Annotated in this window: 14 protein-coding genes; 7 read left to right on the forward strand and 7 right to left on the reverse strand. The window is 64.0% G+C overall.

Translation table 11 applies throughout. From position 1 onward, the window contains the following. Positions 1-266: 266 nt before the first annotated feature. Entirely contained in the window at positions 267-971 is a 705-nt protein-coding gene (locus OU998_RS04350; protein ID WP_267515617.1) for an acyl carrier protein, read from the forward strand. A 187-nt stretch (positions 972-1158) separates the two neighbouring features. On the opposite strand, the gene OU998_RS04355 is transcribed toward OU998_RS04350, so the two are convergent. From OU998_RS04355 to OU998_RS04385, 7 genes are all read right to left on the reverse strand, one after another. Beyond that, positions 1159-1707 (reverse strand): hypothetical protein, encoded by a 549-nt coding sequence (locus OU998_RS04355; RefSeq protein ID WP_267515618.1) that lies wholly within the window; start codon positions 1705-1707, stop codon positions 1159-1161. 461 nt (positions 1708-2168) lie between these two features. Further along, on the reverse strand, positions 2169-5576 hold the full coding sequence (locus OU998_RS04360; protein ID WP_267515619.1) for an autotransporter outer membrane beta-barrel domain-containing protein: 3408 nt from the start codon (positions 5574-5576) through the stop codon (positions 2169-2171). 142 nt (positions 5577-5718) lie between these two features. Further along, positions 5719-5925: a hypothetical protein gene (locus OU998_RS04365; RefSeq protein WP_267515620.1), complete on the reverse strand. Its 207-nt coding sequence runs from the start codon at positions 5923-5925 to the stop codon at positions 5719-5721. After that, the gene (locus OU998_RS04370; RefSeq protein WP_267515621.1) at positions 5894-6556 is read right to left on the reverse strand and encodes an RNA polymerase sigma factor; all 663 of its coding nucleotides are present in this window, start codon (positions 6554-6556) and stop codon (positions 5894-5896) included. The genes OU998_RS04365 and OU998_RS04370 overlap by 32 nt, the downstream gene beginning before the upstream one ends. Before the next feature lie 59 nt (positions 6557-6615). After that, positions 6616-7029: a flagellar protein FliS gene (locus tag OU998_RS04375; protein ID WP_267515622.1), complete on the reverse strand. Its 414-nt coding sequence runs from the start codon at positions 7027-7029 to the stop codon at positions 6616-6618. Beyond that, a complete protein-coding gene (fliD, locus tag OU998_RS04380) occupies positions 7022-8713 on the reverse strand; it encodes a flagellar filament capping protein FliD (RefSeq protein WP_267515623.1) in 1692 nt (563 codons plus the stop codon). The genes OU998_RS04375 and fliD overlap by 8 nt, the downstream gene beginning before the upstream one ends. 67 nt (positions 8714-8780) lie before the next feature. Beyond that, entirely contained in the window at positions 8781-9605 is an 825-nt protein-coding gene (locus OU998_RS04385; RefSeq protein ID WP_267515624.1) for a flagellin, read from the reverse strand. Positions 9606-9796: 191 nt separating this feature from the next. Between OU998_RS04385 and OU998_RS04390 the strand changes: the two genes are divergently transcribed. The 6 genes from OU998_RS04390 (at position 9797) to OU998_RS04415 (ending at position 17851) form a co-directional block, all read left to right on the forward strand. Continuing rightward, positions 9797-10459 carry a flagellar hook assembly protein FlgD gene (locus OU998_RS04390; RefSeq protein ID WP_267515625.1) on the forward strand — a complete coding sequence of 221 codons (663 nt, stop codon included), beginning with the start codon at positions 9797-9799 and terminating at the stop codon, positions 10457-10459. Positions 10460-10469: 10 nt separating this feature from the next. Continuing rightward, on the forward strand, positions 10470-11735 hold the full coding sequence (gene flgE, locus OU998_RS04395) for a flagellar hook protein FlgE (RefSeq protein ID WP_267515626.1): 1266 nt from the start codon (positions 10470-10472) through the stop codon (positions 11733-11735). Next, complete coding sequence (locus tag OU998_RS04400; protein WP_267515627.1) at positions 11735-12055, forward strand: hypothetical protein; 321 nt, start codon at positions 11735-11737, stop codon at positions 12053-12055. Before flgE ends, OU998_RS04400 begins: the two co-directional genes overlap by 1 nt. Further along, the gene (gene flgK, locus OU998_RS04405) at positions 12052-13743 is read left to right on the forward strand and encodes a flagellar hook-associated protein FlgK (RefSeq protein ID WP_267515628.1); all 1692 of its coding nucleotides are present in this window, start codon (positions 12052-12054) and stop codon (positions 13741-13743) included. Before OU998_RS04400 ends, flgK begins: the two co-directional genes overlap by 4 nt. Then, positions 13743-14609: a flagellin gene (locus OU998_RS04410; protein ID WP_267515629.1), complete on the forward strand. Its 867-nt coding sequence runs from the start codon at positions 13743-13745 to the stop codon at positions 14607-14609. The genes flgK and OU998_RS04410 overlap by 1 nt, the downstream gene beginning before the upstream one ends. Before the next feature lie 281 nt (positions 14610-14890). After that, the gene (locus OU998_RS04415) at positions 14891-17851 is read left to right on the forward strand and encodes a TonB-dependent receptor domain-containing protein (RefSeq protein WP_267515630.1); all 2961 of its coding nucleotides are present in this window, start codon (positions 14891-14893) and stop codon (positions 17849-17851) included. Positions 17852-17929 lie beyond the last annotated feature (78 nt).

Genomic DNA, 17929 nt, shown 5'->3' on the forward strand with positions numbered 1-17929 from the left:
CCGTCATCCTCGGGCTTGACCCGAGGACCGGAGGGGCCGCCGCATTGCGTCTGCGGCGCGCGCACAGCCCGATCCGCATCCGATCCTCGGGTCAAGCCCGAGGATGACGGGGTGAAGGTGTCCAATCCCGCTATCGTCTGTCCCCGCCACGCCTTTCGTCGCCCCCACTCACACTGCGGCGTCAGCAAACTTGGCCGCGGCGCCAGGAAGCGGACATACCGACGGGCTGGAAAGGGGGGAAGGCGGACCTTGCCGATAGAGCCGGTTTGAGCGACGTTCTGTGTATGATCGCGACTCCCGCCCCATTGACGACGCTCGGGTTAGCTGGCGATGGCGATGACCTCGACGTTCTGGTCGCGATTGAACGGTCGTTCGGCCTTTCTTTCAAGGACGAGGAAACTTCTTCCTGGGAGACCGTAGGCGACTTTTACGAAGCCGTTCTGAGCAAGCTCGCCACGACGGCGATACAAGGCAAGTGCTCGACTTCGATGGCGTTCTATGACGTGCAGCGGTTTTTACGGAGCAGGGGAAGCGCCGGTGTTATCCGCCCGTCGACAAGGCTCAGGGACCTAACGCGAATACGTCAGGCTGCCGTGCTGAAAGCGTTGGCTCAAGAGACGGAAACGGCGCCTGTTCCTTTGACCTTGGGGTGGAAGACTTTTCCGGGGATCGCGCTGCTGATATTCGGCATTGCTGGCCTTCTAGCCTCTCATTCCCCGATCATGGCTGTTCTTTCGGCTATGGGAATTGTTGCGGGCTGGGTTGTCATGCGCTCTGGCGTCGCATCATTCGGAACGACGTCCGTTGGCGATCTTTCGAGCGAAATCGCGCGGTCCAACTTTGCCGTTTTCGCCGCAAAGGGCGCTGACACCCGGCCGACGACAGTCTGGCGGATATTTCGAGATTTGCTAGCGCGGGAAGCCGGCGTTCGTCCGGAGTTGATTTCCCGCCAGACAAGGTTGTTGGCGTAGCGCCGCGCAGACCATCCCAACGTCGCATATGGGTCGATCTACGACATGGGCGTTAGGCGCGGAAGCCGGCATCGGCGCCAAGACCGGACTGTCGTTTTTTAGCTCGATCGGAAAGACGGATTCTGGCCCCCACGCTTGCCAGACCCTTACCGGCCGCACGCCGATCCGCTTCCCCCCCAACCGAAGCCTACCCCGCCCTCCGCGTGCAGCGGCGCTGGTGAGCGATGCCCTTGAGAAAGCCGCGGCGCACCAAGCCGGCGTGGATCGCCGCCTGAACTTCCCGATCATGGGCCGCCGCGCCCGACAGGCGACGCACCCAGCTCCTCAGGGGGATGAAATCCGTGGCGGTGTCGCGAACCATGTCGAGCGCGGCGTTGGCGGCCTGGTCGCCTGTGCCGGTCGCCGGCGGCTCCTGGTCAACGTCAGGGCCGAGGGCCTCGTCCAAGGCGTCGATCTGGGCGATGACGGCCGAGCAACGTTGCAGACCCGTCGTCGCATAGGGGGCGCGGCGCGCGGCGATCAGAATCTCGGGCACCTCCTGTCGCCGCAGGTTGAGATCGTCCAGCGGCGCCGTCGCCGCCTGGCCCACGCCGTCGCCGAATGTCTTTCCGCCCTGGGACGCTTGATCCCGGTTCAACTGTACGCCCGATAGGCCAGGCATGGAGGCGCAGGCCCCGAGGCCGGACAGGCCCAAGGCCAGGATGGGCAGGACGACGAGGCGACGGGCGAATTTCAAAGGAGCATTCCAGACGTGACGATAGCAGACACAGCGTTCTGGTTGCAGGACAGTTCCGGCGGTCGCCTTGATCAGGCGCAAACCCTTGCTGTCGAATGGTCGTCTGAGCGGAAAGCGAGCGTCAGGAGGGCGGGGTGACAACGAAGCGGATCATGCTCCATTGATACCGCTCCGCGCCGCCGGCTATCCTAATTTTGAAAAAGAACCGTCGTTGTTTCAGGTGGTTGGCAACCGGCCGAGGCCTTTTACCTAGCGCTCCCCGGATCGGTGTTAGGCTGCTGTTTCGGTCTTTGACATGTCCATCGCCTGCGCACAGCCCGCCCAGAGGGCGGGCCGCCCGATCCGCACAATTGCACCCCCTTGCACAGTGCAATTCGGAGCGAGTATTTTCCGGCTATAAAACAATGATATAGCCGGAAATTGCACTCTATTGCACTGGTTTTTCCGGGTCCGATCAGCCCCTAGAACAGGAAGGTCGCCCGCAGCAGGAAGCTGTAGCGGACATAGTCCTCCAGCAGCTGGGCGTCGCCCGAGACGGTCAGGCTGCTCAGGCCGTTGGCCAGGGTGATGCCCAGGCCCAGCACCGGCCCGCCGCCGCTGATCGGCTCGCCGGTCAGGGTGAAGCTGTCGCCGCCGCTGATGTAGCGGGCGGTGGTCGCGTCATAGTCGGCGGACAGGATCTCCTTCCAGCCCAGCTTCAGCTCGGGCCTGAACATCTGGTCGCGGCCCAGGCCGTAGCCGATCTTCAGCGCGGCGGTGGCGCTGGCGACGTGGCCGTCGCGGCCGTCGATCTCCAGGTCGAAGGCGTCGCCGCCGCCGGACTCGCGGCGCGAGCCTTCCGACAGGCTGAAGTATTCGGCATAGGCCTCGGGCCGCAGCGACAGTCGCCCGAACCGGCGCTCATAGGAGAAGCCGCCGGCGGCCGACAGCGTATAGCCGTCCCAGTCCGCGTCCGTGCTCAGATAGATGTCGTCGCCCACCAGGGTGCGGGTGCTGTTGAACATGGCGTAGCCGACGGCGCCCCGCGCCCAGCCGGTCCAGCCGTGGCCCTGGGCGCGCCAGTACAGACCCAGTTCCAGCAGGTTGGACGACAGTGTCTCTTCGGCCTCCGACTCCGGATCCTGGATGTCCGAAGAGGCGAAGGCGACCGAGACGCCGACCGCGCCCTTGTCGGTCATCTTCTCATAGCCGCCGGCGACGCCGAAGCCTTCCGAGCGATAGCCGTAGGTGTCGGTCTTGTCCTTGTCCTCGTAGAAGTTGATCTCCTGCACCCAGCCGCTGACCTCGCCGACGGCGGCGGTGCTGTTGCGGTTCGCCAGGGCCTGGGTCACGGCCTCGACCCCGCTGGACAGGGACATCAGCGTGCCGCCGGAATGGTCCGGCAGGGTCTGCTCGTACAGGTTCATGAAGTCTTCGCGGGTCGCCTGGTCCAGGAAGGCGTCCATCACGTCTTCGTCGCGGCTCAGGGCGCTGTAGAAGGCGCTGTAGGCCGCCGTCTCCACGCCGGACAGCTCCATCTCCGTGGTCGTGCGCTTGCGCAGGTTCACGTCGATCGTCCCCGCCGCCTCGTCGGCCGACAGGGTCGAGACGATCATATAGGGCGAGTTGCCGGTCAGGTCCGTGCCCTGCACGGCCCCGTAGGACAGCGACCCGGCCGTCACCAGGCGCACGGTCTCGCCGTCGTCATCGACCAGCGAGTCCAGGTGCAGGCTGATCGTGGCGCCGTCCGCGAACACGGCCGCCCCCGACACCACATAGTCGCCCACGGTCCCGGCTTCTGGATCGACGGTGAAGTACAGTTCGCCGCTCTCGCCGACCGTCAGGCTGGTCAGGTTCAGGGTTTCGCCCTGAAGCCCCTGCAACACCCCGTCGATGATGTTGATGTCCAGCAGGCCGTCCTCGTCCGACAGGGAGCCGCTATAGGTCGCGCCGCCGTCGATGGAGAAGCTGTCCGACCCCGAGCCGAACGAAATGTCGCCGACCACATAGCCGTTCTGGATATCAACCGTGTCGTCGCCCGATCCCAGCAGGATGTCGCCGACGATATAGGGTTCCGAGGCGTCGGCGACCCCGTCGTTGTCGTCGTCGTTGTCGTCGTCGTCGTCGGCGTCCAGGATGCCGTCGTCGTCGTCGTCCGGGTCCTCGTCGTCATACAGGCCGTCGCCGTCATAGTCCGACAGCAGATTATTGGCGGCCGCCGACTGGGTGATGGTCACGCCCGTGGTGTTGGCCGAGAAGTCGATGGCGATGGTCTTGCCCGTGATCTCTTCGTCGTCGGTCTCGTCGTCGTCGTCATTGTCGGTCGCGATGATGTAGCTGACGATGCCGCCGGTGTTGGTCAGGCTGGTGACGGTGCCGCTTTCGTCGCGGATGGCGACGGCGTCCCCGGCCTCGCCGTAGATGTAGGACGAGATGGTCCCGCTGTTGTTGATGCTGGACAGCGAGGCGTCGTCGTTGATCAGCACGGCCGTGGCGGTGTCCACAGCTTCTGTCGTCGCGGTGGCGGTGATCGAGCCGCTGTTGACCAGCGTGGGGGTCGAGGCGCCCGAGGCGAGCCGCAGCGCGGTGGCGTTCGCCTCACTGGACCCGGCGGTGATCGAGCCGTCGTTCAGTATGCCGCCGTCGATCACGGTCGAACCGGTCCCGCCGCCGATCAGAACGGCCGTCCCGTTGATGTCGTCGAAGATGCCCGAGGCCGTGATCGAGCCTTCGTTGACCAGGCCGTAGCCGCTGTCGCCATAGGCGCTGATGACGATGTCGCCCGTCTCGGCGCCGATGGCCAGGGCGGGGGCGGCGCCATAGGTGGTGATGGAGGACGTACCCTCATTCTCGTCCAGGATGCCGTCGCCGTCGCGGTCGTCGTCGTCAGAGTTGATCGTGCCGTCGCCGTCGTCGTCCTCGTCGCCGTTGGTGACGCCGTCGCGATCGTCGTCGCCGTCTTCGCCGTCGGAGTCGTCATACGAGGGCGCGGCGCCCAGCAGAATGCCGCCGCCGACGCTGGCCGAGACCTGAACGGCCGACCCGGCCTGGAGCAGATCGTCCGCGTCGAGGTCTTCCAGATAGAGGCTGTCGTTGGACAGATCGACGTCATCGGCGTCATCCTCGTCCAGGTCGGCCAGGGACGTCGGCTGATAGGTGTAACGGTAGCCGTTGCTGGAGATCGAAGATTGGATCTGCAGCGCGCCGGACACGGTGTTCTCGACCGAAACCCCGACCGAGCCTTCGCCGGTCACCGAGACCGAACTGCCGCTCAGCAGGATGTCGCCGTCCACATCGCCTGCGATCCGTATGCCGACGCCATTGTCGCCGGTCACGGACACCGAGCCGAGCACGGTCAGATTGCCGGCCAGGCTGCTTTCGATCGATATGCCGGCGGAATCATTGCCCTGAACGGCGATGCTGCCGGTGTCCTCAACGGTAATGTCGCCGGTGCGGACGCCCTCTCCGGCGACGCGAATCCCGTACCGGTCGCTGCCGCTTGCGAAAGCACCGTCGGTGTCGCCGTCGTCGTCCTCGTCCTCGTAGCTGTCGATGTCGTCGGTGATCGAGATGCCGCCGCCCATCGTCAGATCGCCGGTTTGACCCGCCTCCAGCAGAATGCCGGTGTCGCCGTCCTCGGCCTCCTCCATCGTGATCAGAGAGCCCTCTTCCAGCACGATGTCATTGTCGGAATCGCCCGTGATCGCCACGCCGCCTGTCATTACGACAGAGCCGTCCTCGGACACGGTCACGTCCGCCGCCGAACCGCTGGAGGCCGTCGAGGTCAGTATGGGGGCGGTCTTTTTGGACCCGATGTCGACCTGGGCATGGGCGGCCGAAGCCAGCACGAGCGGCGCAATGGCGGCCGCTGTGGCGAACCTTGAAAGCATGTTGAGCAAATATCCCGACGACGACATTGTCGGGGCCCACAGTTCTTGGTCCCGGTGGCGGTTGTGCGGTGAACTTATTTCGACGGTGAAGCGCAGTCGTTCAGGCTTGCGCCGTCGTATTTCCTCTCCGACGCAATCGGCGCTAGGGCGCGGTCGCTGAGGTCGTCTCCCAGCGTGGCGCGGGTGTTGCGTCCACGCGCAGCGACGCCTCGGTGGCGGCGGCGAACAGGTCCTTTGCCGCGTCCGACACGGAGATCAGGTCCAGCGCCGGTTCGGCGAGTGTCGAGGGCCAGACGCTGAGGTCAGGGCCCAGGCGGTCAAGCGTGGCGTGCAGTTCGGTCAAGGTCATGGGTCCAGATCTTCTTCTGTTTCCGTAGGTCTTCCCGGAGCGCCATTCTGCCTCTTTTAAGCAGAGAACGCACCGAGTTTTCAGTGGCCGCCAGCCGCGCCATGATTTCCGGCACGTCGGCGTCCTCGAAGTAGTGCAGGCTCAACACCCGTTGCTGCGCCGTCGGCAGACGAAGCAGCGCCGCGCGCAACCGGTCGGCGGTTTCCTGGCGGGTGATCAACTCCTCGGCGTCAGGGCCGACGCCGGCGCCGACGCCGAAGTCCTCCACCGCGGCGCCCAGCGCTTCGGCTTCCGTCGGCGTGTCGCGCCTGCGTCTGCGGTGGTCGATCGAGCGATTGATCAGGACCCGGTGCAGCCAGGTGGTGAAGCGCACATCGCCCGGGGTCCAGCCGCCCCGCTTCCACAGCGAGAAGAAGACTTCCTGCACCACATCGTCCGCCTCCACCTCGTCGCCGAGGATGTTGCGGCAAACGGCGTGCGCCATTCCCCGATGGCGTTCCATCAAGGTTCGCAAGCAGAGATCGTCGCCAGCGCGCATGGCCTCATAGAGCTCCTGGTCGGACGCGACGGCACGATCGGCGATCGGTACGATGTTCGGGTGATTGAAGGCGAGAAGTACGGACGAGTGCATGATCAATACCTGCGTTAGGTCGATCAAAGCAAAGCAACGTGCGTGCCAAAGCGAAATTGTTACTGTATTGAATTGTTCTCAGGTCTTTGTTGCGGTCGAGATATATTGATGATCGATCTGACCATGTTCTGAATTGGATCGGTCACGTTTGACCACTCCCTGTTGCGCTTCGGAAGCATTCCAATGCGGCGGACCGCGCGCTGGGTGCGGGTGTAGAAGCGCTGGAGGTCGACCCCGTCAGGCCCCGCCGCTGCGAAATCCATGTGGAGTTTCAAGGCGCTGATGATTTGGCTGGCGACCCCGAGATGGAAAACCATCTCATCCAGCCGATTTTTCTCATCGGCAGATCTTGCCGAGGCGACAGCCGAGTAGAGCTTCTGGTGCAAGGCCAGGGCGACCTCGGTTGGGCTCAGCGCCAACTGGCTGGTGGCGCGATAGCCGGCGATGGCGCGGGAATAGGCGGCGTTACTCATCATCATCACTCGATCCGAGGATGGCCTCGATCTGCTCTTGCAGCAGACGCGCGGCTTCCAGTTCGGCTTCCATGTTTGCGTATTTGGTCACGAGCTTGGTCCGATAGGTCTCGGCGTCATCGCGGATCTTGTCCGAGCGGTCCGAGAGGTCGGTGTTGATGTCGGTCAGGGAGTCGATCCGTTGCTGGATCAGGCTGCTCGAGCTGTCGTCGAACTGCTCCAACGTCTTAGCCAGCATGTTTGCGAAGCCCTGCTGGATCGAAACGGAGATGTCGCCGCTGGTCGCTGGGGACAGGGTGAAGCTGATCCCTTCGTAGATCGACCCTTCCGCCCCCACGAGGCGCGAGCCCGAGACGGTGAAGGCGGCGCTGTCGCCGTCGGCCGAGACCGCCGTGATCGCCCCGGTCTCATCCGTAGTGATGGTTAGGGTGAAGGCCAGCGAGCTGGTCGTGTCGTTCGCCAGCAGTTTCAGATTGCTGTCCGAGGTCGAAAAATCGGTCTCGAAGAAGCTTTCCAGGTCGTCGAGGTTGGACAGGATGGCGTCGTTCAGCGCTGTCTCGTCGCTGAGTTCCAGCAGGCCGTCCGACGTCCAGGTGATGCCCATGTCGCTGAACATGGTGATGTCGTCTGAAGCGGCAGCGCTGCCCGTGTTGATCAGGGTCTGCAGGGTGGAGTTCAACATCCGCATGACCGAGTCCGCGAACAGCACGGCGTCCTCGTCCGCGCCGCCGTCCGAAGATACGGCCGACTGGTCCAGTATGTACTGTTTGAGGGCGTTATAGGCGTCGACGAAGTCCGTGATCGCCGTCTTCACCGCTGAAGAATCGGTCGATACGGTCAGGGTCACAGCGCCGTCGGTCACGCCCGACAGGGACAGGCTGACGCCGTCGATGACGTCGGTCAACTCGTTGGTGTCACGCGTGACCGTGGCTCCATCCACGGTGATGATTGACGGCTGGGCTTCGCGCAGCACATTGGCGAAGGCGCCTGTGTCGTCGGTCAAGCCGATCGCGAGAGCGACGTCGTCGCCGGACACGGTTGAGAGGACGATCGTCTGGTTGGTGTCGGAGGCCGACAGCACCAGCTGGACGGTCGAGGAATCCAGTTGGATCAGCGAAGCCTGGACCCCGGTCGTGTCGCTCTGGGCGTTGATGGCCTTGGCGAGGTCGCTGAGGGTCGTGGTCGCCGTCACAGTGATCTCGACCGATTCCCCGCCATCGACGCCGAGCGACAGGACGCCCTCGACACCGATGGCGTCGGTGGAGGAGCCGGACGAGGCGCTGACCTTCATCGCCTGGGCCAGTTGCTGGACTTCGATTTCGTAGTCGCCATTGATGGCGTCGCTGGTGACGTCGACGGCCAGGCCCGTGACGGTGTCGCCTGAACTGCTGGCCAGCGCGGCGCTGCGGGAGTCGAACGAGTTTTCGGACCCCAGGCTGGAATAGTTGGGCAGGGCCAGCCCCTCGATGGCGTCGGACACCGCCGCGACCAGGGTCTGGATTTCCTCATAGGCCGCAATCTTGGCCTCGTTGGCCGTGACCTTGGCGTCGATGGTGTCGGCGCGCGCGGTCTTTTGGGCCACGGCCGCCTCGATCAGGGAGTCCGTGTCGAGGCCTGATGCGGTCGAGGTTATGTAGCTGGCGCCGCTGCTGGTCGAGACACCGGCTGTTGAGGTTGTGGTCATGGGATGATCCGGCGCACGATCCTGGAGATCAAAGGGAACGGGCGGGGGCTAGCCCCCGCCCGCGCTGTCATTGCAGCAGTTTGAGCAACGACGACGACATGCTGTTCGCCTGGCCCAATGCCGCGATGGCGGCCTGCGTCAGGGTGGACAGGTTCGTGTAGTTGGTCTGTTCCGCGGCCAGATCGACGTCCGAGATGGCCGATTTGGCGGCCTCAAGGTTCTCGAGCGAAGTGTCGATGACACTCGCCCGATAGTCGAAGCGTGACAGGCTTGCGCCCACCTCCGCCCGAGCCGTCGAGATGGTGTTGATCGCCGTATCCACCGCGGTCATCGCCGTGGCGGCGTTGGTCGAGGTGGTGACGTCGGTTGAGTTAACCGCCAGATCCGTCGTCGTCACGCCGTCGATGGTGACCGTCAGCGTATCGGTGCTGGCGGTGCCCAGAAGGAATGAGACCCCGGAGGCGAAGTCGCCGGTGCCATTCAGCAGAGCCGAGCCATTGAAGTTGGTCGACGACGCGATGTCGTCGATTTCCTCGACCAGCTGCTGGTACTCTGCATCAATGTTCGCCCGTCCAGCGTCATCGACCGAGCCCGATTGGGACTGGGCCGTCAGCGACTTCATGCGTTGCAGGATGTCGCTGATCTGCGACAGGGCGCCGTCGGCCGTCTGAAGCACGGCGGTTCCCTGTTGGGCGTTGATGGCGGCCTGTTCCATCACCACGATGTCCGCGGAGATATTGGTCGAGGTGGCGAGGCCGGCGGCATCGTCCTTGGCGCTCTGGATGCGTTGTCCGCTGGACAGTTTCGCCAAGGAGGCGGACTGGGCGGCGGAGTTGGCGTTCAGATAACGCAGGGCGGTGTTGGCGGCGGTATTGGTTGAGATACTAGGCATTCTTTCCTCATTCTCTCCAGACTGAACACCGTCCGACGAACGCCGGACGGGAAGGCCACGGCGCTTTCTGGCCCCGACCTTCAGCAGAGAAACGGAGCGACCCCGCCAAATGGGGCGCTGAAATTTTGTGCGCCCCATCGGCGCGCCTCGCCTCGTTGAAGCCGTGACATCCACTGGCTTCGGCGAGACCCATGACCTCGGTAAATGTGACGGCCACAACGGCTACGGCGGCGGCGACCACCTCGTCATCGTCGTCCGCCTTGTCCATCGACATGGACGAGTTCCTGGGGATCCTGGTCACCCAGCTGCAGAACCAGAATCCGCTCGAGCCGACCGACGTCACCGAGTTCACCAACCAGCTGGTCGGCTACGCGCAACTGGGTCAGCAGACCTCGACCAACGAGACGCTGGAAAGCCTGTCGTCGTCCCTGACCTCGATGCTGACGACCCAGAGCGCCGGCTATGTCGGCCAGAAGGTCGAGTACGACGGCGCCATGGCCCCGGTTCAGGACGGCTCCGCCAGCTGGACCTACACCCTGGACGGCGACGCTTCCTCGACCGCGCTTGTGGTCACCAATCAGGACGGCGACGTCGTGTGGAGCGGGACCGGCGAGACCGGCGACGGCGAGCACGGCCTGTCGCTGAGCCTGTCCGACATGAGTGACGTCGCCGAGGGCGACATCCTGACCCTGACCTCGGTCTCCACCAACGCTGACGACACGTCTGCGTCAAACGCCGTCACCGCCTTCGCCACCCTGGATGCCGTCGTCTTCGAAGACGGCGTCACGACCTACCAGGCGGGCGACGCGGTCATCGATCCATCCGCCGTCCTCGCCTTCTACGGCCAGGCCTGAGGAACATCCCATGAGCCTTTCCGCCTCCCTTTCCTCGGCCGTTTCGGGTCTGACGGCCCAGAGCGCCGCCCTGTCGGCGATCTCCGAAAACATCGCCAACTCTTCGACCACCGGTTACAAGACCAAGGAGACCTCGTTTGAGGCCTTGGTCAGCGCCAGCATGAAGTCCAGCGCCGCCGCCGGCGGGGTGACCACGTCGATGAGCCGCGCCATGTCGGTTCAAGGCACGATTTCGACCAGCGCGACCGAGACCAACCTCGCGATCAACGGCTCGGGCTATTTTATCGTCGCCGACAACACCTCCGGCGCGACGTCCGACCTGGCCTATACGCGCAACGGCAGCTTCTCGACCGACGCCTCCGGCTATCTGGTCAACTCCGAGGGCTATTATCTTCAGGGCTATCCGACCGACGAGGACGGCAATGTCATCGGCGGCGGCAGCTCGGGCCTGGAGGCGATCAACCTCTCGAACCTGACTAGCCCGGCTGAGGCCACTACGACTGTGAGCGTTTCCGCCATCCTTCCGGCCGAGGCGGAGGTGGGAGACACCTTCACCTCCACCGCTTCTGTCGTCGATAGTCTCGGCGCCACCAATATTGTCGATCAGACCTGGACCAAGACCGACACCAACACCTGGACTCTGACGACCGGCAATCCCTATTCGGCCACGACGGGCGAGGAGACGGGAACGGCCAGCGCGACCACGATCACGATCACCTTCGACAGCAACGGGCTTCCCGCCGCTATCAGTCCCGATCCTGCGGATGTGACCTTCTCCTTCACCAACGGCGCTGCGGACGCCACGGTGGAAATGGATCTAGGCGAAATCGGCTCCTCGTCAGGCGTCACCCAGTCCGACTCCGGCGGCAATGACCCCACCCTCACCGTCAACAGCATCTCCAACGACGGCATCGTCGCGGGGTCTTTGACCGGCGTCTCCATCACCGACGGCGGCGAGGTCGAGGCGACCTTCAGCAACGGCCTCACCAAGGTCATCTACCAAGTGCCGGTCGCGACCTTCGCCAACTCGGAAGGCCTGACCCAGGTCTCGGGCACGACCTTCAAGGCGACGAACCTCAGCGGATCGGCGACGATCAATCTTTCGGGCGTCGGCTCCTCGGGCAGTATCGTGGCCAGCGCCCTGGAAGGCTCGACCACGGACACCGCGACTGAGTTCAACAAGATGATCGTGGCCCAGCAGGCCTATTCCGCCGCATCGCAGGTCGTCGGCAGCGTCAAGGACATGTTCGACACCCTGATCTCCGTGGTGCGCTGATGGACGAGATCGGCCGCATCGTCGAACGGGCCGGGCGCTCGCGGCGCACCGGCTTCGATCGCCCGATCGTCGAAAGCTATGAACAGGCTGCGGCGATCGCCCGTGACCTGGCCGAGCGGCTTGCGACCTTGCCTTGGTCGGACAAGGCCCTGCTGATCAGCGACGTGAGATTGCTTGAAACCGCGCTGAAGCGCCGTGCCGATACGCTGCGGGCGGGCATGACCGAAACCTCCGCCGAAATCATCCGTCTCAATCGCGGGACGGGGGCGGCGGGCGCCTATGCCGCCGGAGGGCGGCTGGGCGCACGGAGGCGGACATGAGCCTGTCCGGGGCCCTCGCCAATGCGACCGCCGCACTGACGACGTCCCAGTATCAGGTCTCGCTCAGCACGACCAACGTCGCCAACGCCAGCACCGACGGCTACACCACCAAGACCTATTCGGCGACGTCCCAGACGGCCACCCTGGCGCTCTCCACCGGCGAGCTGTCGCGCGTCACCGACACCTATATGCAGAAGTCGCTGATCACCAGCAGCGCCTCGGCCGGCTACGCCGAGACCATCGACAGCTATATGACTCGCTACGACACCCTGTTGGGCGACACCTCCAGCGACGGCGACATCGCCAGCCTGACGTCGGCGTTGTCGACCACTCTCACCACCCTGGCGTCGGGCACCGGCGACACTGATGCGGCGGCCGTGGTCAGCGCGGCGGCCGAACTGGCGGATGGGCTTCGCACCTTGTCGTCGGGTATTCAGGACCTTCGATCCGACGCCGACGCCGCCATCGCCACCACGGTCGACGAGATCAACGCGCTTCTGGTCGACATCGATTCCCTCAACGATCAGATCGTGGCGGGGCAGGGGGACCAGACCAGCCTGGCGGATTCCCGGGACACAGCCTTGCAGGCCCTGTCGGCTCTGGTCAGCGTCACCAGCTATACGGACGCGTCCGGGCGTCTGAACATCTACGCCGGTGGACAGATGCTGGTCGGAACGACGGTCAGCACTCTGTCCTTCACCCCCTCGGGGTCGGTCTCGGCTGACTCCACATATCCGACCAACCTGTCCGGCGTCAGCGTCAACGGGCGAGACGTGACGTCCAGCCTGACCGGCGGCGAACTGGGCGCGCTGATTGACCTGCGCGATGAAGCCCTGCCCGCCGAACAGGCGGCGCTGGACAGTCTGGCGGCCACCCTGATTTCTGCGATCAACACCGCGGCGTCGACGGGGGCCGCCGCCCCGCCCGGAACTCTTACCTCGACCACCGCCGTCACGGCGGCCACGCCCCTGTCGCTGACGGGAAGCCTGGGGGTCGTGCAATCGACCACGGCCGGCGTCGCTACGGCGATTGACGAGATCGACCTGTCGTCAGTGACGACGGTCGGCGAACTGATGGACGCCCTGAACAGTCTCGACGGCGTTTCGGCCAGCATCGTGGACGGCAAGCTGACGATTTCCAGCAGTTCGGGCGGGGTGACCCTGGATTCGTCCCTCGCCCTGACCGCTGACGGGGAGACCCTGTCCGACTGGATGGGTTTCAATGACGTCTTTTCCGGAAGCGACGCCTCGACCATCCGAGTGACCGCCGCCCTGTCGGCGGACCCAAGCCTTCTGGCGGCGTCCAGTCTGGATACGTCGGCGGCTGTGGGCCAGAGCGCCGTCGCCTCGGGCGGAACGGGCGGGGCGACGGCCCTGATGGCGGCCCTGACCGAGGACCGCTCTTTCGCCGCGTCCGGCAATCTGTCGGCGCGCAGTCGCAGCCTGGTGGATTATGCGACCGATGTGCTGTCCGGCGCCGCGACGACCGTATCGACGGCGGCCAGCACGGCGTCCAGCGCCACGGCCCTGCGCGACGGCTACGCCAACAGCCTGAGCAACGCCACCGGCGTGAACCTGGACGAGCAGACCGCCCTGGTCAGCCTGTATCAGCAACAGTACGAAGTCTCCGCCCAGCTGATGTCGGCCATCCAGGCGATGTACGACGCCTTGATCAGCATGGTGTCCTGATGGTCGGTCGGGTCTCCACCTTCAGTCAGACCCTCTATGTCCTGAACCGCAGCCTGGAGAGCCAGGCGCGGCTGGCGGATGTTCAGGCTCAGACTGCGTCCGGTCTGAAGAGCGACACCTTCGGCGGTTACGGAACATCGACCAGCGCCATCGCCCGCCAGGAAAACCAGATCGCCGCCGCCGACGCCGAGGCGGCCAGCGCCACAAGCGCCCTGAACGTGGTCGAACAGGCCTATTCGGCCTTGGGCTCGATCTCTGACCTGACCGAGACCATCCTGTCGTCGCTCGCCACCTATGGCGAAGACAGCACCACGCTCGCCTCCCTGGCCAGCGGCTGGCTGGACGATCTTCAAAGCCTGCTGAACAGCACCTATGGCGATCAGGCCCTGTTCGCCGGCGACGCCCTGGACGCCGATGCGGTCGATCTCGACGCCTGGGATGCGACGGACGCCGACGCCTATTACAATGGCGGCGGTTCGGCCCGGGCCTATACCACCTCGGACGGCCAGGTCCTGGCCCTGTCGGTGACCGCAACGGACCCGGCGCTGAGTGGACTGATCGACGCCTTGAAGGGCCTGGCGGCTGGCACGACGTCCAGCGGGGACGCCCTCGACGCCGTGCAGACTGCGTCGTCCGGCATCGGCGTCCTGCGCGCTTCCCTGTCTTCCAATGCGTCGCGTCTGGAGCGGATATCCGAACAGGCCACGGCCCGCAGCGACACCCTGACCTCCGTGGTCAGCACCTTGAAAGAAGCCGATCTCGCCGAGGCGTCGGTCCTCGCCACCCAATACGAGACCCTGCTCCAGACCTCCTATTCGACCCTGAACATCCTGATCTCGATCAAGCTGTCCGACTATCTGCGATAAGTAGGTTAGTGGGATCAAGATGACGGCGATATTTTGGTATCGGCTGCGTAAAATTTCTTACACTTGTCGGTAATGCGGCGCGTCAAGAAGTGCGTATATACGTAGATATTGTTTTGTTGTTTCATCATCTCTGAATAAAACCGTCACCATGAAGTCGCATCATTGTTCATAAACTGTCGTTCCGGCAGGTTTTGCTCCACATAAGTCGACTTAAGGCCTCAATGCGCTGCCGATCCATTTGTGGTTCGAGCTAGTATCATTTTGAAGGGCCGATCGAGAGCATGATCGATTTCAAGCAGCATTTGTTGGGCACCACGTTCGTCGTTGGTCTGGTTTTCCTGTCCGCGCCGGCCTGGGCGCAGACACAGACAGGGACGAACACTTCGGGTGACAAGGCCGATGACGACGCCGCTGCAGTAGAAGAGGTCGTTGTCGTGGGTTCGCGGCTACGGCGCGACAACTACAACTCCGCGTCGCCGGTTCAGGTGGTTACGCGAGAAGATGCGACCCTTGCCGGCTTCGCCTCGACCACGGAATTATTGCAAAGCACGGCCGTCACCCAGGGCACGTCACAGGTCAACAACGCCTACGGCGGCTATGTCACCAACGGCGGGCCGGGCGCGAACACCCTGTCGCTGCGCGGCCTGGGCGCCGAGCGTACCCTGATTATGTTGAACGGGCGTCGCGTATCGCCGGCCGGTTCGCGCGGTTCGGTCGGTTCGGCCGACCTCAATGTTCTGCCATCGGCCATGATTGAGCGGATCGAGGTGCTGAAGGACGGCGCGTCCTCCCTCTACGGATCGGACGCCATCGCCGGGGTGGTCAATGTCGTGACCCGCAACGACCTGGACGGCGTGACTGTCGAGGGGCAGTTCAACGCGCCGATGGACGCCGATGGCGCGGGCCAGCAGAAGCGCTACTCCATCGTCGGCGGAACCCACGGCGACCGTTGGAGCCTGTCGGGCTCGGCCGAATATTATCAGCGCGACGAGCTGACCCTGGGCGATCGCGACTTCACCCGCTGCCCGACCGACAATTATCTGGACGGCTCGGACTATATCGACCCGCTGACCGGCAAGTCGAAATGCTATTCGCTGAACTCCGCCGGCGTGACGATCAATACGATCGGCACCTCTTATATGACGGGCGTCGCCGCCGACGGCACGACGGCGACGAGCTTCAACCGGTGGCGTCCTAATTCGGCTGTGACCACGGGTCTGGTCGGGTACGAGGGCGTCGGCGGCACGGGCACCAACACCAGCGTTCGCGACACCTATGATGCGGACATGCTCAACGAGTCGCTGGTTTCGCCGGTGGAGGTCGCGACCCTTTATCTGCAGGGCTCTTATGATCTGCACGCGCTCGGCAATGCCGAGGCCTATGGCGAGTTCCTCTATAATCAGCGCAAGTCGTCGCAGACGGACTATCGTCAGCTGGTGCTGGACTACGCGGTCGGCAGCCCTCTGATCCCCGACAACCTGTCGAGCAGCGTGTACAGCACGTCCGATCAGGGCCTCAACCTCGGTCAGGCCGTAGGCGTCCGCGCCTTCATCGGCTACGGCAACACGACCTCGACCCAGCAGGTGGACTTCACCAAGGCCGTCGGCGGCATCCGGGGCGATTTCACGCCTCTGGCCGGCTGGCGCTATGACGTCTCGGCCAGCTATTCGCGTTCGGACTCCGTCTATACCAGCGAACAGTTCCTGATCGACCGGCTGCAAAACAGCCTGGACGTGGTGGCCAACAGTGACGGCACCTTCTCCTGCGCCAGCGGCGCCGAAGGTTGCGTCGCCGCTCCGGCTCTGAACAGCAAGACCCTCGCCGGCGAACTGCCCGCCGATTGGCTCGGCTATGTCATGACCGACGTGACGGGCCGCACCCTCTATGACGAGGCCGTCCTTTCGGCCAGCATCGACGGTCCCTTGTTCACCTTGCCGGCCGGCGAGGTCGCGGTCTTCCTGGGCGCCGAGTATCGTGAGATGTCGATTGAGGACATTCCCGGCATCGATATGCAGACCTCGAACGTCTACAACTACTCGACTTCCGCTATCACTCGAGGCGACGATTCCGTTTGGGAAGTGTTCGGCGAGGTCGAGGTCCCGCTGCTCCGAGACGTGCGTTTCGCGCAGAACCTGACGTTCAGCGCCTCGGGTCGGTACACGGACTACGCCTCGTACGGTGACGACACGACCTACAAGGTCGGCTTGGTCTATCAGCCGGTCGATTTCCTGACCTTCCGCGGCAGCTACGGCACCTCCTATCGTGCGCCCGCCCTGTTCGAACAATTCGTCGGCGCCACCTCGGGCTATCTGAGTTCGTCCTACGACCCTTGCAACAGCTATGGGGACACAGGCACGGACGCCCGTGTCGCAGCCAACTGCGCCAGCGAAGGCCTGGCTGGGACTTACCAGCAAACGTCCAGCGTGGCAGTGGTGACGTCCGGCGGCGCCGACAATGGGCTTGAGGCGGAAACCTCGACCAACCTGACGGTCGGGCTTATCCTGAAGCCGAAACTGCCGGACAGCTGGGGCGAACTGGCCTTCGCCGTCGACTACTATGAAATCGAGGTCGACAACGGCGTTGATCGGATCGGCGCCAGCAGCATCCTGAGCCTCTGCTACGCCTCCTCCAGCGCCGACTTCGCGGCGGGCAACGGTTATTGCTCGCTGGTTGATCGCGACTCCGCGTCGAACGCGCTGACGGTGTCTGACAGCTACGTCAATGTCGCCACCGACGTGGTCAAGGGCATCGACTATACGGTGCGCTATCGTAAGCCTGTCGGTGTGGGTACGGCGCTTGTCGATCTGACGGTGACCCAGATGATCGAGCGCTACACCACCTTGTTTGCGGACGACCCCATCTATGACGAGGTCGGCACCATCGGCACGCCGGAGTACACGGCCACAGCCAACTTCTCCTATGCCTGGAACCAGTGGAACCTCCACTACGGCCTGGAGTGGATCGACGGCATGGGCTACGACACCTACTACAAAAAATACTACGGCTATACGTTGTCTAGCTTGGGCTACGACGCCGAAGTCGGCGCCTATCTGACCCAGAATGTCTCGGTTCGTTACGAGGCCGATGATTGGACGGTGACGGTCGGGGTTCGCAATCTGACCAACAAGACGGGTGACGAAGTCTCCGCAGGCGTGGTCGATATGGTGGGGAATGTGCCGCTGTATTCGGGCTACGACTATGTGGGCCGTACAGCCTTCATCAATCTCAGCAAGTCCTTCTGAGACGGCAAGGGGCGGCGGATTTATCCGCCGCCCTTTTTCATGTCCCGGCCGCACGAAAGTGAGCGTTTGACAGGTGCC

It is taken from the genome of Brevundimonas sp. SL130, from assembly GCF_026625805.1.
Classification (GTDB): Bacteria; Pseudomonadota; Alphaproteobacteria; order Caulobacterales; family Caulobacteraceae; genus Brevundimonas.

Excerpts from the sequence above, each read along its gene's own strand:
- OU998_RS04360 (WP_267515619.1), bottom strand. The coding sequence starts at position 5,576 with ATGCTTTCAAGGTTCGCCACAGCGGCCGCCATTGCGCCGCTCGTGCTG.
- OU998_RS04365 (WP_267515620.1), bottom strand. The coding sequence starts at position 5,925 with ATGACCTTGACCGAACTGCACGCCACGCTTGACCGCCTGGGCCCTGAC.
- OU998_RS04370 (WP_267515621.1), bottom strand. The coding sequence starts at position 6,556 with ATGCACTCGTCCGTACTTCTCGCCTTCAATCACCCGAACATCGTACCG.
- OU998_RS04375 (WP_267515622.1), bottom strand. The coding sequence starts at position 7,029 with ATGAGTAACGCCGCCTATTCCCGCGCCATCGCCGGCTATCGCGCCACC.
- fliD (WP_267515623.1), bottom strand. The coding sequence starts at position 8,713 with ATGACCACAACCTCAACAGCCGGTGTCTCGACCAGCAGCGGCGCCAGC.
- OU998_RS04385 (WP_267515624.1), bottom strand. The coding sequence starts at position 9,605 with ATGCCTAGTATCTCAACCAATACCGCCGCCAACACCGCCCTGCGTTAT.
- OU998_RS04390 (WP_267515625.1), top strand. The coding sequence starts at position 9,797 with ATGACCTCGGTAAATGTGACGGCCACAACGGCTACGGCGGCGGCGACC.
- flgE (WP_267515626.1), top strand. The coding sequence starts at position 10,470 with ATGAGCCTTTCCGCCTCCCTTTCCTCGGCCGTTTCGGGTCTGACGGCC.
- OU998_RS04400 (WP_267515627.1), top strand. The coding sequence starts at position 11,735 with ATGGACGAGATCGGCCGCATCGTCGAACGGGCCGGGCGCTCGCGGCGC.
- flgK (WP_267515628.1), top strand. The coding sequence starts at position 12,052 with ATGAGCCTGTCCGGGGCCCTCGCCAATGCGACCGCCGCACTGACGACG.
- OU998_RS04410 (WP_267515629.1), top strand. The coding sequence starts at position 13,743 with ATGGTCGGTCGGGTCTCCACCTTCAGTCAGACCCTCTATGTCCTGAAC.
- OU998_RS04415 (WP_267515630.1), top strand. The coding sequence starts at position 14,891 with ATGATCGATTTCAAGCAGCATTTGTTGGGCACCACGTTCGTCGTTGGT.